Source organism: Paenibacillus sp. GCM10028914, assembly GCF_042666275.1.
Classification (GTDB): Bacteria; Bacillota; Bacilli; order Paenibacillales; family Paenibacillaceae; genus Paenibacillus_AQ.
On the sequence record NZ_JBHTFO010000011.1, the window covers coordinates 49,784 to 63,981 of the forward strand.

General features: G+C 46.3%; 12 protein-coding genes. 4 read left to right on the forward strand and 8 right to left on the reverse strand.

All coding sequences use genetic code 11. From position 1 onward, the window contains the following. The first annotated feature begins 68 nt into the window (after positions 1-68). On the forward strand, positions 69-1,241 hold the full coding sequence (locus ACFQV5_RS10200) for a sensor histidine kinase (protein ID WP_379246304.1): 1,173 nt from the start codon (positions 69-71) through the stop codon (positions 1,239-1,241). Positions 1,242-1,271: 30 nt separating this feature from the next. Further along, positions 1,272-1,928, forward strand: coding sequence for a response regulator (locus ACFQV5_RS10205; RefSeq protein WP_379246306.1), 657 nt, complete (start codon positions 1,272-1,274; stop codon positions 1,926-1,928). A gap of 62 nt (positions 1,929-1,990) precedes the next feature. Here ACFQV5_RS10205 and ACFQV5_RS10210 read toward each other — a convergent pair whose 3' ends face one another. From ACFQV5_RS10210 to ftsE, 6 genes are all read right to left on the reverse strand, one after another. Further along, positions 1,991-3,073: a hypothetical protein gene (locus ACFQV5_RS10210; protein ID WP_379246308.1), complete on the reverse strand. Its 1,083-nt coding sequence runs from the start codon at positions 3,071-3,073 to the stop codon at positions 1,991-1,993. A 139-nt stretch (positions 3,074-3,212) separates the two neighbouring features. After that, positions 3,213-4,538, reverse strand: a complete 1,326-nt coding sequence (locus ACFQV5_RS10215; RefSeq protein ID WP_379246310.1) for a PDZ domain-containing protein — start codon at positions 4,536-4,538, stop codon at positions 3,213-3,215. Between the two features lie 86 nt (positions 4,539-4,624). Further along, complete coding sequence (locus tag ACFQV5_RS10220; RefSeq protein WP_379246312.1) at positions 4,625-6,094, reverse strand: S41 family peptidase; 1,470 nt, start codon at positions 6,092-6,094, stop codon at positions 4,625-4,627. Positions 6,095-6,214: 120 nt separating this feature from the next. After that, positions 6,215-7,513, reverse strand: coding sequence for a murein hydrolase activator EnvC family protein (locus tag ACFQV5_RS10225; RefSeq protein ID WP_379246314.1), 1,299 nt, complete (start codon positions 7,511-7,513; stop codon positions 6,215-6,217). Positions 7,514-7,603: 90 nt separating this feature from the next. Beyond that, positions 7,604-8,521: a permease-like cell division protein FtsX gene (ftsX, locus tag ACFQV5_RS10230; protein ID WP_379246316.1), complete on the reverse strand. Its 918-nt coding sequence runs from the start codon at positions 8,519-8,521 to the stop codon at positions 7,604-7,606. After that, a complete protein-coding gene (gene ftsE / locus ACFQV5_RS10235) occupies positions 8,511-9,197 on the reverse strand; it encodes a cell division ATP-binding protein FtsE (RefSeq protein ID WP_379246318.1) in 687 nt (228 codons plus the stop codon). Before ftsE ends, ftsX begins: the two co-directional genes overlap by 11 nt. A gap of 207 nt (positions 9,198-9,404) precedes the next feature. Between ftsE and ACFQV5_RS10240 the strand changes: the two genes are divergently transcribed. After that, positions 9,405-10,835, forward strand: a complete 1,431-nt coding sequence (locus tag ACFQV5_RS10240; RefSeq protein WP_379246320.1) for a VanW family protein — start codon at positions 9,405-9,407, stop codon at positions 10,833-10,835. 51 nt (positions 10,836-10,886) lie between these two features. Here ACFQV5_RS10240 and ACFQV5_RS10245 read toward each other — a convergent pair whose 3' ends face one another. Further along, entirely contained in the window at positions 10,887-11,612 is a 726-nt protein-coding gene (locus tag ACFQV5_RS10245) for a bactofilin family protein (RefSeq protein WP_379246322.1), read from the reverse strand. Positions 11,613-11,904: 292 nt separating this feature from the next. Here ACFQV5_RS10245 and ACFQV5_RS10250 point away from each other — a divergent pair, with 292 nt between their 5' ends. Next, on the forward strand, positions 11,905-12,681 hold the full coding sequence (locus ACFQV5_RS10250; protein WP_379246324.1) for an alpha/beta hydrolase: 777 nt from the start codon (positions 11,905-11,907) through the stop codon (positions 12,679-12,681). Positions 12,682-12,766: 85 nt separating this feature from the next. Here ACFQV5_RS10250 and argH read toward each other — a convergent pair whose 3' ends face one another. Then, on the reverse strand, positions 12,767-14,185 hold the full coding sequence (gene argH, locus ACFQV5_RS10255; RefSeq protein ID WP_379246326.1) for an argininosuccinate lyase: 1,419 nt from the start codon (positions 14,183-14,185) through the stop codon (positions 12,767-12,769). Positions 14,186-14,198: the final 13 nt, after the last annotated feature.

Here is a 14,198-nt window from a genome sequence, read left to right on the forward strand (position 1 = left end):
AGTGTTGTGATATAATGATGCTATTCTAAACAGTATCCATTTCATGGAAAAAGGACGGCCTTATGCCTATGCCTAATTCACTTACTCCTCTTCGTTTTGGACTTATAATCATCCCTGCTTCTGTAGGATTGTACGTGGGCTCCATTGACGATTACGGCAGTTATACCCTTTATACTTTGCTGTTCCTGGCTTTCGCTGTACTTGGTCACTACACCCGCTTCAACTCCAGTCCCGTCATCGTCATAACTGCTTTTCTGGAGTTCATGATTTCAGGTTGGATGTGCCAGCAATACGGCATGCTTATGGTTTTTGTATCTTTGTCTACGTGTTTTACATATCTTTTCTTATCTATTCCGACTCTTCGCTATATCCTGTTCGGTATCCATTTGACGGTGCTGAATGTTTCGCTGCAAGGTCAAGATGATTTATGGATCATCACCGCTAATTTCCTTCTGGTTCTGGTTACCGTATTTATTGGAGTACTGCACAGCACTTCGGGAAGTAACAAGGAAACACAGCGGCTGTATGATGAGTTGAAGCGAAAACATTTCGAACTGGAGGAGGCGCGTATCCGAATGCAGCAGTTCGCCCATCAGGTAGAGGGTGCGGCACAAGCAGAGGAACGGAACCGGATATCAAGACAGCTTCACGACGACATCGGACACCGGCTCATCCGGGTGAAAATGATGATGGAGGCAGCTATATACACTGTTCCAGAGGATAAGGTTCGGGGCATGGAGCTCTTGCATCAGATTCGCGATCAGCTCGGAGCGAGTATGGACGAAATGCGTACTGCGGTGAAACAGATGAATCCAGGGCGGCAGATGACAGATGCCTATGCCTTGGATCGTCTGCTGGAGGAAGCCGGACGCGAAACAGGCATTATGACCCGGCTGCGAACGGAAGGCTTGCCTTATCCGCTGTATCCGAGCCAGCAGGTTGTCCTGTACAAAAATGCCCGAGAGGCGATTACAAACGCTATCCGGCACGGACATGCTGATCAGGTTGAAGTGCTCCTTACATACCGGGATAACGAGATCTGTATGGAAGTGACGAACAACGGAGAGGTTCCAGCTAAAGAGACCTCTCCCCTAAATAGCGGTATCGGAAAACAAGGTATAGGCCTCAGCGGTATGCTGGAGCGAACGCATGTTATCGGCGGTACTCTGGAGATTCAGCCGCAGATGCCGTTTACCGTCATCACCCGACTTCCTGTTTACCGGAAGAGCGAGATTGTATAGCAGAGATAGTTGACAGGAGGGAGTGTTCCTATGATTTCTGTACTAATTGTGGACGATGATCCGTTTATCCGGGAAAGTCTGAAGCTGATAATCGGGATGGACCCTGAAGTGAAGGTGACCGTGACCGCTGCAAACGGCGTCGAAGCGTTGGAGCTGTTAGAGGGAGGTCTGACTGTAAACGTAGTACTAATGGATATTCGCATGCCGGTGTGCGGGGGTGTCGAGGGGGCAAAGCTTATCCGGGAACGGTACCCAGACGTGCGAGTGCTCATGCTGACTACATTTGATGACGATGACTACATTGTGGAAGCTTTACAGAACGGTGCTAGTGGTTATCTTCTGAAGAACATTCCACCAGATCGTATCATTCAAGGCATTAAAACCGTCCATGACGGCAACATGCTGATCCATCCTGATATTGCCCGCAAGCTGACGGGCATGCTCCGTCCCGCACAGCATAACAAAGTACCAGAGCCTGCTGCGCTGGATCAATATGGACTCACAGCGGCTGAAAAAAATATCATCTCACTCATTGCCGACGGTCTTTCAAACAAGGAGATTGCGGGCCGGCTTTATCTAAGTGAGGGGACAATTAAGAATTATGTTACAGAGATCCTCGATAAGCTGAACCTCCGGGATCGGACGCAAATCGCAATTTTTTATCTCAAACAGGCCAACCAGCGATGACTGGTTGGCCTTTTTCTCTTCTGAAATATAATTTGATCTTGTTACTCCACAGCCGCGACTTTCTAGCCTTCTGCAGCCCGGTCATTAAACCACTTCTGAAGCTCACGAATCGAATCTGTCTGATAAATCGCATCCTGATCATCAAATACAATAATGACAGGCAGCTCGCTAAGCATCAGTTCCTTCTTATAGTCCACAGCTTCTCCTTCACGGTAAGGTACCCATGAAATTCCGCCAGTGAAGGCGCCGGGTACGTATCGCTCAAAGTCCATTTCATCTTGAGGAGGCACCTTCCCTTCCTCGAAGATTACAACCGTATGGATTCGCCCAAATCTCGCCAGCATATGATCCAGCTTCTCACTTCTCGTCATCGTAAGTCGTGTCACTTGCTTCGCCTGAAATGGTATGCCTTTCATTTGATCATAAGACCATTTCTTAGCCGGTATCATTTCTAACTTGTCTCCAACTTTTAAAGCGGACAACTTGATGTTCCGGCCAAGTGCGTCCACAAGCTCAGTGTCCTCGCCGATCGGAACGTTGATGCTGTGCATCATACTATTAACAGCACCGTGGTTATGCCGGTTTACCCAATTGCTGATATCTAATGAAATGATATTTTTCTTAGGGTCCATCGATAACATATTACCCGTCACAATATCATCTCGATAACCAGTGACTTGCACTAGTTGTGGTTCTTGGATAATTTTCATATCTGTTGTGTTTCTCTGAGGAATAAATGTATCTTCCTGCTGAGTTGAACTCATGCCTACCATCTGTCCCACTTTAAGCTGCTTATACTGTTCACTTGTTACCGAATAGAACGCAGCTTTATGATTCCTATCGGCCTTCCCTACAATTTCATCCCAGCTCGAATGAACAACTTCGTTCTCACTCAATCCTTGAATGACGAGAACACTCCAGCTCTTTCCACTACTCCGTTTACCCGCAACCATTCCTTCAAAGTAAGGAAATCCACTCTTATCTGGCTCCTTAATCTCCTGATCCACCACTGCTGTTGATGAGATTGGTGGTACCACTGGAACCCCGGGATCAGCAACTTTCGATCCTGACTCTGTACAGCCCGAATTCATCAGTCCCACCGACAGTCCGAGTACCAACATTAACAATCTATGTGAGCTTTTCATTTCATCTTCAACTCCCTGCTACGTCTTTAATTTCCATTTATGGGCATTTAATCATTTGACGAACCAAGGGGCATGGAAGTTGCATAATCACACAATCAACTACATAAAAAGCCCTCCGAATAGGAGGGCAGTATAGATTCTATAGCTCGATCGTTTCCTGTTTGTCTGGCACTTGATCTGTTATTGGCTTTGAAACGACAGTCTGTTTATTACGTACGTTCAGCTTCATTCCCAGAATGGCTATCAAGCTGAGTGGCTTCATCTTCACTGACAAATGATCATCCGGATCGGGTGCGACAATAGCTCCGAGCTGATGATGATCTCCTGCATAGATCGCCCGCTGCATAAACTTGCTTTCTCCTTGGTGATTCTGAACCTCCAGTTTACAAAATGCCGAATTCTGCCTCAGTGCAGCATGCAGCTGCTCCTTGTTATGAATAAGCGTTCCATTCACCTTTAGGATCGTCTCACCAGCTTGAATGCCCAACTCATCAGCAGGACCTCCAGGTAACACAGCAAGCACACGCAGCCCCTTTGTTGGGTTTACAAATACCGGACTCCGCTGAGATTCTTCGTAGCGGCTGTACCAGACGAGACCCTCATGAAGCACGAGTGCTGCAACAGCAGTGACAATCATTAGCGGAGACCACCATTCGGCAAGTAGACTCAGTGCAAGCAACACAGCACTATAAATCACGAGCCTCTTCGATGTAACGGCAACCTTCTGCTTAGGAAGCATACTCTGCGTCATTTCTCCGAATCCAATCAGTACAGGCAGAACCAGCACACTAAATCCACTGCTCCAGCCGTTACCACCAAAGAAAGGTGTCCAAGGCAAAACCATACCTCCACCCGATGCGGGGATTAGCAAGAACAAAGGCAATGGCCAGAAGCTCTGCATATTATAACCGCCCACAAGCTTCCCTCGCTTCCCTTCCAGGAAGAGCGGTGTTGCAAATTTCGAACCCTGTAATAGAACAAGAGCAGCTTCTGCAAAATGAAGCACTGCTGCCAAGGCGAGCAGCGAGGGAATCTCCATACTCACAATGGTTGATTTCACATCACCGATGAACCCTGCAGGCTGCCAATGCGGAAACCAACTAAGTATAAACTGAATGATACCAAGTACCCCAATCGAATAAGCAAAGCATAAAAATCGAACTCGAAAGAGCATAAGTATAATGGCTGTTACCCAAATACATAGGACCGCCGCAAAGGTGAGCGATATGCCGAGAAATGCCATCACGATCGAAACCGCTATTCCGGCAGCAAGCCCTCCAACAAACGTTCTCCACGTCTGCAGACCCCATCCATTTAACCTAACATGAAATAGCTTGCGTTCCAATAGCACCTGTCTGCGATATAACAAAGCAATAAAAATGATTGAAATATAATAAAACGGCTGCATTAGCAGCTGTAATCCAGCATCCATCCCGAGCCACAGCAATTCTTTCGCTGTATCCAATAGTTTGCCACACTCCTTCCTTGTAAGACTCTTCGATACATATTCAACGATTTAAAAGAAAAAAAGAAGGCTAAGGTTCAGCCTTCTTACTGGTTCGACGCCTTAGCCGCGATTTCCTCCCGGACTTCGGCGATTCCGCGGTTCAACTGGGTGTCATTTTTCGGATCTTGTATCTCCTTGATTAACTCTGCCTCTAAAGCTTCTGCTGTTGCGGCATTCACCACTCCATCTGCTTTAAGCTTCTGGTCGCTCTGAAAACTCTTCACCGCTTTTTCCGTAGCACGATCAAAGTAACCATCCTTACGGCCAGGTTTATATCCAATAGCATCCAGCATGATTTGAGCGTTCATGACGTCAGAGTTATTCATATCGTATTTCAACGATTTCTTTTTATCTATCGGAGCAACCGAGAAGTAGGCCGGCTGCTCGACCTTCAGATCAGGTTCGATTCCCTTTTCATGGATCCAAGTTCCATTAGGGGTAAGCCACTTCGCTATTGTCACCTTCAGTAAGCTTCCGTCTCCGAACTGCTTCTCAAAGCTCGTCTGAACGGTACCTTTACCAAATGAATTTTCACCGATCAGGACAGCCCCAGCAGACTCTTGTAGAGCTCCTGCCAAAATCTCAGATGCGCTGGCACTTCCTTTGTTCATCAGAACAGTGACAGGATACGATTTAGAGCCTCCCTTAGATGTATGTTTCTCACGATTCTGGTCTTTGTCCTCAACTTGAACGATCAGCTTTCCTTTCGGTACGAATTGCTCAGCAATTTCGATAACTACAGAAAGTACGCCACCCGGATTATTCCGAACATCGATCACGAGCCCCTTCATACCTTGCTCTTCCAGCTTCTTCAGCTCTTCCTTAAATCGTTCACCCGTATTGAGAGAGAACTGAGAGATTTCGATAATACCAACTTTATCGCTCTCCATTCTAGAAGTAACAGTTTCCAGGTTTACGTTATCTCGGATAATGACAAATTCGACAGGTTCGGTTGAACCAGCACGTTTTACTTTAAGGACTGCTTCGGAACCTTTAGGACCTTTGATTTTATTTACCGCAGTATTCAAATCCAGTCCTTGCAGTGATTCACCGTTAACCGATAAAATGATATCCTTTGCACGGATTCCGGCTTTGTCTGCAGGGGAGCCCTTGATGGGAGAAACGACAACTACATTTCCATCAACAGAGGATACCTCTGCACCGATGCCACTGAAGGAACCCTCTATACTCTCTTCAAATTGCGCTGCAGAAACCTTGCCCATGTAATTGGAATATGGATCACCCAGTGCTTCCATCATTCCGTTAATCGCTCCATCAACCAGCTTGTCCCGATCAATGTCTTGATAGTAGTTACTCTCAATTAAATCGAGGGCAGTACCGATCTTTCTGGCTTCATCCTCTTCCAACCCATTATTGGATATGCTCGCAAGTAAACCTTCACCGCTAGCACTCGGGCCCGCAAGATTCGGCAACTGCGTAAATACCATCGTCAGAAGTCCGCCGCACAGCATTGCAGCTACAACCAGAAACACGACCGTTCTTTTTCTCAACATAGATTTCACCGCCTTTTGTACGTATCAGCTCATTCATTTCGTAGCTTCCCGGTCGTACTAGTATATGTTTAACTTCCAGGGAATATTTATACAGCGGTTCTTTCTCTTCTTACAACTTAACTACAGATAAGGTACCGGATTTACAGCAGTACCGTTAACCCTTACTTCAAAATGCAGGTGAGGACCCGTGCTTCGCCCAGTGGAACCAACCTCTGCAATCTTCTGTCCACGACTAACTTGATCTCCTTCACTTACCTTGATACCACCATTGCGAATATGAGCGTAAAGTGTCCATACACCACCGCCATGGTCGATAATCACCGTGTTACCGTAGCTGCTCCACCATTCAGCTAGAATCACGGTGCCGCTTTCGGCTGCGCGGATTTCTGTACCTTCAGGTGCCGCAAGGTCTTGTCCTGTATGCATGGACTGTACTTGGCCCGTAACGGGATGTGTACGTGGTCCGAATGGTGAGGACAGATAAGCTCCGGATATCGGCATAGCGAACGGACCACCATTACCGGAGAACGAACCTCCACCACTAGACGGCTTGCTCGAAGCTACTGACTGCTGCTGTTTCTTCTTCGCAGCCTCTGCTGCCGCTTTTTCAGCCGCTGCTTTAGCTGCAGCTGCTCGGCGTGCTGCCTCCTCCGCTAAGAGTTTATTCTTCTCTTGTTGAAGGTTAGAACGTTTCGTAGCTAAGGTCACGAGCATCTGCTCCTGCTCAGCCGAGATTTCATCGGATACCTCGATCTTCTGGTCGTACTGTGCAATGAGAACTTTCTTCTCTTGTTCTTTTTCAGCCAATTCTTGTTTACGCTCTTCCATCTGAGCGTACAGATCTTTAGCTTTCGCGTACTGTCCCTCAAGTTCTTTCTTCTTATCCAGCACAAGAATCTTATCCTGTTTATGCTGCACGAGAAGATCCTGATCTTGATCTACAATCGTCTTCAGTGAGTCAGCACGATCTAAGAAATCCGTGAAGCTTGTTGATGACAAAAGCACATCCAGATAGGAAACTTCACCTTCCATATATATAAGACGAATACGCTTCTCCAAAAGTTTCTCTCGTGCAGCAATACGTTCTTCAGCTGCCTTCAATTCTTCTGTAGTCACACGAAGCTCATCTTCCGTTTCATCGATTTTCACCGAAATCTTGGAGAGCTCATCACTAACGATATTGATTTGGTCCATCACATATTCCAACGATTTCGTAGTCTTATTCTTATAATGCTGCGCCTCTTGCTTAGCTTCCGCAGCTTTATTCTTCTGATTTTGAGCCTGACGGACCTGATCCTGAAGTGCTTTCAGTTCACGGTCAACATCAGCAGATGTTTTATTTTCAGCAAATCCGGCAGAGGGTTGGAATACGACTGCGGCCAATAGTAAGGCGGCTAATCCGGCGGCGATCTTTTTCAACTTGCGCTCCCCATCCTTTATAAATGTTCTAGTAAAAATAAAAAATATTAAAAAAATTGCAACAAAACGACTTCATTAACAGTTATAAGGTTATACCTTCAAAAACTTACGAATGGACATTGTACTACCCCAAATACCTATCAGCATTCCGAGCAGGAGGATCAAGCCTCCCAGCAGCATCCATATGTCCCCAAGTGGGATTAGACTTTGCGCTAGGGTGATGTCACCCTTCACTGCGGTTTGCAGGCGACTGTATCCTAGGAACAGCACACCTACCGTAACTAATGAACCCATTAATCCAATGAGTGCACCTTCGACAAAGAATGGCCAGCGAATGAAATTATTCGTCGCTCCTACCAGTTTCATGATGCTAATCTCACGGCGGCGGGCTAATATCGTTACTCGAATGGTATTTGAAATCAGGAACATAGACATAAGGCCAAGTCCAGCTACAAATATAAATCCAATATTGCGGACCGTGCGAGTAATTTTAAACAGTGTTTCGACAGTGCCTTCTCCGTATTTGACTCTCAAGATTGGCTGCTCCGGATGTTTCTCATTCAGAGCACTGATCTTATCTGCTACATGAGATACGGTTGTCGGCTCAATAACTTCAATAACAAATGAATCCGGCAATGGGTTCTGGTCCCCATCGCTAAACCCCTCCAACATTTCCTTGCCCTCTTCACCCAAGCTCTCCGTAAGCTCCTTCATTCCCTCATCTTTTGAGACAAAACGAACCGAGCTTACCTCAGGCATTGCCTTGATTTCCTTCTCAACGGTTGCACGCATCTTCTCATCTACGTTCAGATTAAGATATGTACTCACCTGTACTTCACTATCGGCTTTATCGGCCAATGCATTTACATTCATCACCAATAAAATGAATACACCTAGAATAAATAATGACACTACGATCGAGGTTACGGACGCAACGGACATCCAACCGTTCCGAAATACGCTTTTGGCCCCTTCCCGTAAGTGCCTTAGGAAGGTCTTAAAAGTCATATCCGTATTCTCCTCTCGCCTGATCTCGGACAATTTGTCCTTGTTCAATAGCAATAACGCGTTTACGCATTGTATTTACGATATCTTTATTGTGCGTTGCCATCACAATTGTCGTTCCCCGGAAATTAATCTCGTCAAGAAGCTGCATAATTCCCCATGAAGTCTCTGGATCCAGGTTACCAGTAGGCTCGTCCGCAATAATAACAGAGGGGTTGTTCACAATCGCCCGGGCTATGGCAATCCGCTGTTGTTCCCCACCAGACAATTGTGCTGGCAGGCGGTTTGCCTTCGATTTCAAACCTACAAGATCAAGTACTTCCATCACTCGCTTCTTCATCAGACGCGTAGGCGCCTCGATTACTTCCATGGCAAAAGCAACATTCTCATAAGCTGTCATCTTCGGGAGCAGTCGGAAATCTTGAAATATTACCCCGATATTACGCCGAACATATGGAATCTTCCGTTGCTTCAACTTGCCAATATTAAATCCATTAACTGAAATTTGTCCTTTAGTAGGTACTTCTTCTCTATAAATGAGTTTCATAAATGTCGATTTACCTGCGCCGGATGGTCCGACAACGTAAACAAACTCATTGCGGTCGATTTTCACCGAAACCCCTTGAAGTGCATGGGTGCCATTCGGATAGGTCTTCCACACATCCTGCATTTCTATCACTTCATCACTTCCTATTACTTGATTAGCCCTTATACTTTCGACACTTTCCATCTAATTCCTTTAAATTCTATGAAAAATCCTCAAGACATCACCCATTGTAACAAATTTGTTACCTTTTGAGTACCCGAAAGTTTAACGGCCTTGTGACATATACATTAAAAGGTGCTTTAACTACGACTAACCAGAAGTATAAAGAGGTGGTTCTACATGAAAAAAATTCACTTAGGTCTCATCATTTTTATTAGTCTTTTACTCGTCGGTTCGATTTGCTATGGGGGACTAACTCTTTATGCAAATCAAAAAACAATACCCAAAAATGTGATGCTGTCGGGCTGGAATATCGGAGGTAAACCTGCTGCCGAGGTACTTCATGAGTTAGACGAACGTTTAAGTGCCATGGAGTCCCTTCAAGTTCAATTTCACGGAGAGCAAATGAATGGAGAGGCAGAGCTGCTCAGCCTTAAAGAGGCAGGAGTAGAATATGAAGCGGATGATTTTCGCGATGCCTTATCCAAGTTAATGGAAGGCGATCTATGGGAACGGGCTGAATATCGTTATAAGTTTAATAAACAATGGAGCATCTACACGGGGCATGACCTTGATATTTTGAAAAAAAGATTCCATTCGGAATGGGAAAAGGAACGGTTCGGCGAAGCCGTTAATGCCGTACGCAGCATCACTGATGACATCGTGCGCTACTCACCTGAGAAAACAGCGTTTCGAATCGATTGGGCTGTACTCAGTGACCAATTTAGTGCAGCCATTCCAGGGGACTTCTCCCCTCTCCAAGCTGATCCGCCCAAACCGATTGTACTTGAACTTCCGTTAACCAAGCGCTTACCCGATGTGACGGTGAAATCACTTCAAGCGGAAGGAATTGAAAGGAAGATCATCGAGTTCTCAACCTACCTTGGCGCAAGCGGTCCTGGCCGAGTTCATAACGTTACTGCAGCTGCTCAAGCTGTGGATGGCATGATTCTGAAACCCGGTGATGAATTTAATTACGCCGAAGTGGTCGAAAAAGCACAGCAAGAATACGGATTTGAAGAAGCGCCCGTTATTGTTAGCGGTAAGCTCGTACCGGGAATCGGAGGAGGCATCTGCCAAGTATCCAGTACCCTTTATAATGCCGTTCTCCTGACAGGGCTTGAAGTAACAGAACGACGCAATCACTCTCTTCCGGTCAATTATTTGCCCTTGGGACAAGACGCTACCTTTGCGGAAGGGTATATCAACTTTCGGTTTCGCAACAATACCGGCAAGCACCTGCTGATCCGCTCTGAAGTACAAGAAAAGACATTAACCCTGAAATTCTTCGGAACGTTTCCGAAGGATACCGAGTATTCGCTGGAATCAAAGACGGTGGAGAGCATTCCCCCTCCGATGAAATATGTCCGTGACGCTTCCTTGTCTGCAGGAACACACCGAATCATTCAAGAAGGTAAAACAGGATACGTTGTCGAAACATACCGTGTCAAAAGAGAAAACGGGAAAATCATCGATCAGGAACGAATTTCTCGCGACATCTATCGTGGTCAAAGCACAATCATCGGTATGAATCCATCCAATGGAGAACTGCCAAACTCACAAGACTTGCCTAATACACCTATTGTTGAAGATGGGATCAGCATCCCATAAAGAAGTGTACAAAAAAACAGAGGCGATGCATGCCTCTGTTTTTGTTTTAGATTAGATTAATCTCACTTCTCCTACCTCCGCAGAAGGATCCTGAATAAGTTCTTCTACGTATTCGACCAAACGCACCTTACAGCCAGGTCCAAGAACCACACGGTTTCCACGAATAATATCGGCCTCGGTATGCTCCACGTCGATCAAGCTTCCTTCTATAATACGTGTAGTCAACAGAGCTGGTCTAAATGAAAAAGTTAGCTGTTCCCAAATCCGCTTGCCCTTCTTACGTACTTTAATGAAATTTGCACTGATCTGCTGTACTTCGGAACGATCAAACAAACGGATATCAATGGTATCAGAATGCATGACACCTTCCACAGAAATGCTTCCTTTCACTTCTATTGTCTCACTTTGTATATGAAGAGCATTAAAAAAACCGCCGATTGCAATTTTAGATGCCTTTACTTCTCCTTGAACCTTGCTCTTTCCGTTCACATTCAATGCATGACAACGTAAATGCCCCTTAAGTTTCGCCGATCCACCAACATGCAACTCATGCACATCGACAGGTCCATCCACTGTTCCGTTACCATGAATGCGAACCGTTTCAGATGTAAGGGAACCTTTGACGCTGACATTTCCATTCCCCACAAAACGAATACAATCCAGGTCACCACGAATGCTACCCATTCCGTCCAACTGCACCTTGCCATAAACCCCTCCGGCGCTTACCCCCGCTCCTGCAATGTGCAGGTCCTGACGATCATGAACTCGCTCTTCCATAATGTATCCTCCAGTTCCTATGCAATTATCCAGCTTATTGTTTCCGCCCTGCCTATATTCCATAATTTTCAAAATACTCGTTAATAAGTACTGTAACATACCTGGTTAAAGCAGCAAACATTCTTGTGACTGAAGTTCATCTCCTTCCAGAGACGGAGACAGCTAGAGATTTCACCAAGATATGGACATTTACAATATTTATAATGAATCGTCTGTGCTATGATCTGAGAGAAAGAAGAAATCACACCAAATTCATAGAATCATCTTGAAGAGATGAAAGGAGTTTGTTCTCATGGCGCTTATGCAATGCCGTTTTTATTCGGAATCTTTAGGGCTAAGCACGTCGATGACCGTTATTCTCCCGCAAAATACGACTACTCAAATTGGAATGGACAACCGCGCTCGCAGCAAGTATCATCCTACTCTTTATTTACTGCATGGCTTGTCAGACGACGACTCCATCTGGCTGCGCCGGACTTCAATCGAGCGCTATGTTGCCTCCATGGGCATTGCCGTTGTCATGCCGCAAGTACACCGCAGCTTCTACACCGATATGGAATACGGCGGGAAATATTGGACCTTTATTAGTGAAGAATTGCCTACTCTGGCCCGCTCTTTCTTCCCGCTGTCTGACAAGCGTGAGGATAATTTCGTAGCAGGTCTATCGATGGGTGGATATGGTGCCTTCAAGCTCGCTCTGCGGAAGCCGGAGATGTTTGCAGCTGCAGCAAGCTTATCCGGTGCACTGGATGTGACCGAACGATTTAGAAATGAGGCGTTCACCAGAGAAGGACAGCTTATTTTTGGTGATCAACCCGTTGAGGGAACGGATAATGATCTTTTCTCACTTCTCAAGCAACTAGACAACACGGGAGGTACGAAGCCTAAGCTATACCAGTGCTGCGGAACAGAAGACATCCTGTACGCGGATAATCGAAAATTTCTGGAAGCTTGCCGTGAAACGTCGCTGGATCTGACCTACGTGGAAGGACCCGGGGCACATACCTGGGAGTATTGGGATGACCGAATTCAAGATGTGCTGAAGTGGCTGCCACTGCAGCAGGTATAATCTGAATTAAATATATTAAAAAGACTGCCATCAGAAGCTATAATCACTAGCTCCCCCGGCAGTCTTTTTGCAGTATTGATATTTATTATGCTTCCGCTCCTGCGGAATGAGCCCCAATCCACTCAGCGGATACAGCAAGTGCCTGTTCCGCACGATCGATAGCAGCTTTCACCTGTGGTGAAGCCGTGCCGCCGTATACGTTACGAGCATTAACCACCGTCTCCGGTTGAAGCACTTGATAGATGCTGTCATCGAACAGCGGTGAGAACTGCTGGAACTCTTCAAGCGATAGATCAAGCAAGAACTTGTTATTTTGGATGCAGTATAATACCGTCTTGCCGATAACTTCATGTGCCTGACGGAATGGCAGTCCCTTCCCTACGAGGAAGTCAGCAATGTCCGTGGCATTGGAGAAGTCAGTATTAACCGCTTCGCGCATCCGGCCCTTGTTCACCTTCATGGTTGCAATCATCGGTGCGAACAACTGCAAAGCACCTTCTAATGTAGCAACCGTATCGAACATGCCTTCCTTGTCTTCCTGCATATCTTTATTGTAAGCAAGCGGCAGAGACTTCAGGACCGTCAGCAATCCCATCAGGTTGCCGTATACCCGTCCGGTCTTACCACGAACCAGCTCAGGCACATCCGGATTCTTCTTCTGCGGCATGATACTGCTGCCTGTACAGAACGCATCATCAAGCTCAATGAAATTAAACTCGGTGCTGCTCCACAACACCAGCTCTTCACTTAGACGAGAAAGGTGCATCATGATCATAGACGCATCGGACAGGAACTCCAGGATGAAGTCGCGATCACTAACAGCATCCAGGCTATTCTCGTACACACCGTCAAACCCAAGCTGCTCTGCTACAAAGTGACGGTCAATCGGGAAAGTTGTTCCTGCAAGTGCACCTGCACCCAGCGGCAAAATGTTAATGCGCTTGTAACTGTCGATTAGACGCCCAATATCACGCTGGAACATGGACACATAAGCCATCAGGTGATGCGCGAACAGAATCGGCTGCGCCCGCTGTAGATGTGTGTAACCTGGAATAATCGTATCCAGATTATCTTTAGCTTGTCCGATCAGTGCCGATTGGAGTTCATGCAGCATACCTGTCAGCTCAACCACGCGGTTCCGAAGATACAGGTGCATATCGGTTGCCACCTGATCGTTCCGGCTGCGCCCTGTATGCAGCTTGCCACCAACAGGCCCCACTTCTTCGATCAGATTCTTCTCTATATTCATATGAATGTCTTCATCAGAAACCGAAAACTCAATCTCACCCTTGCGAATACGTTCCAGCACTTTGTTCAGACCGGATTTGATGCTCTCCACATCTTCCTGTGGCACAATGCCGCATTTGCCCAGCATGGTTACATGCGCTAAACTGCCCTGGATATCCTCCTCAGCTAATTGCTGATCAAAACCGATTGACGCCGTATATTGTTCTACCAAGGCGTTCGTCTGCTTCGTAAAACGGCCTCCCCATAACTTGCTCACAACGCTTGCCCCT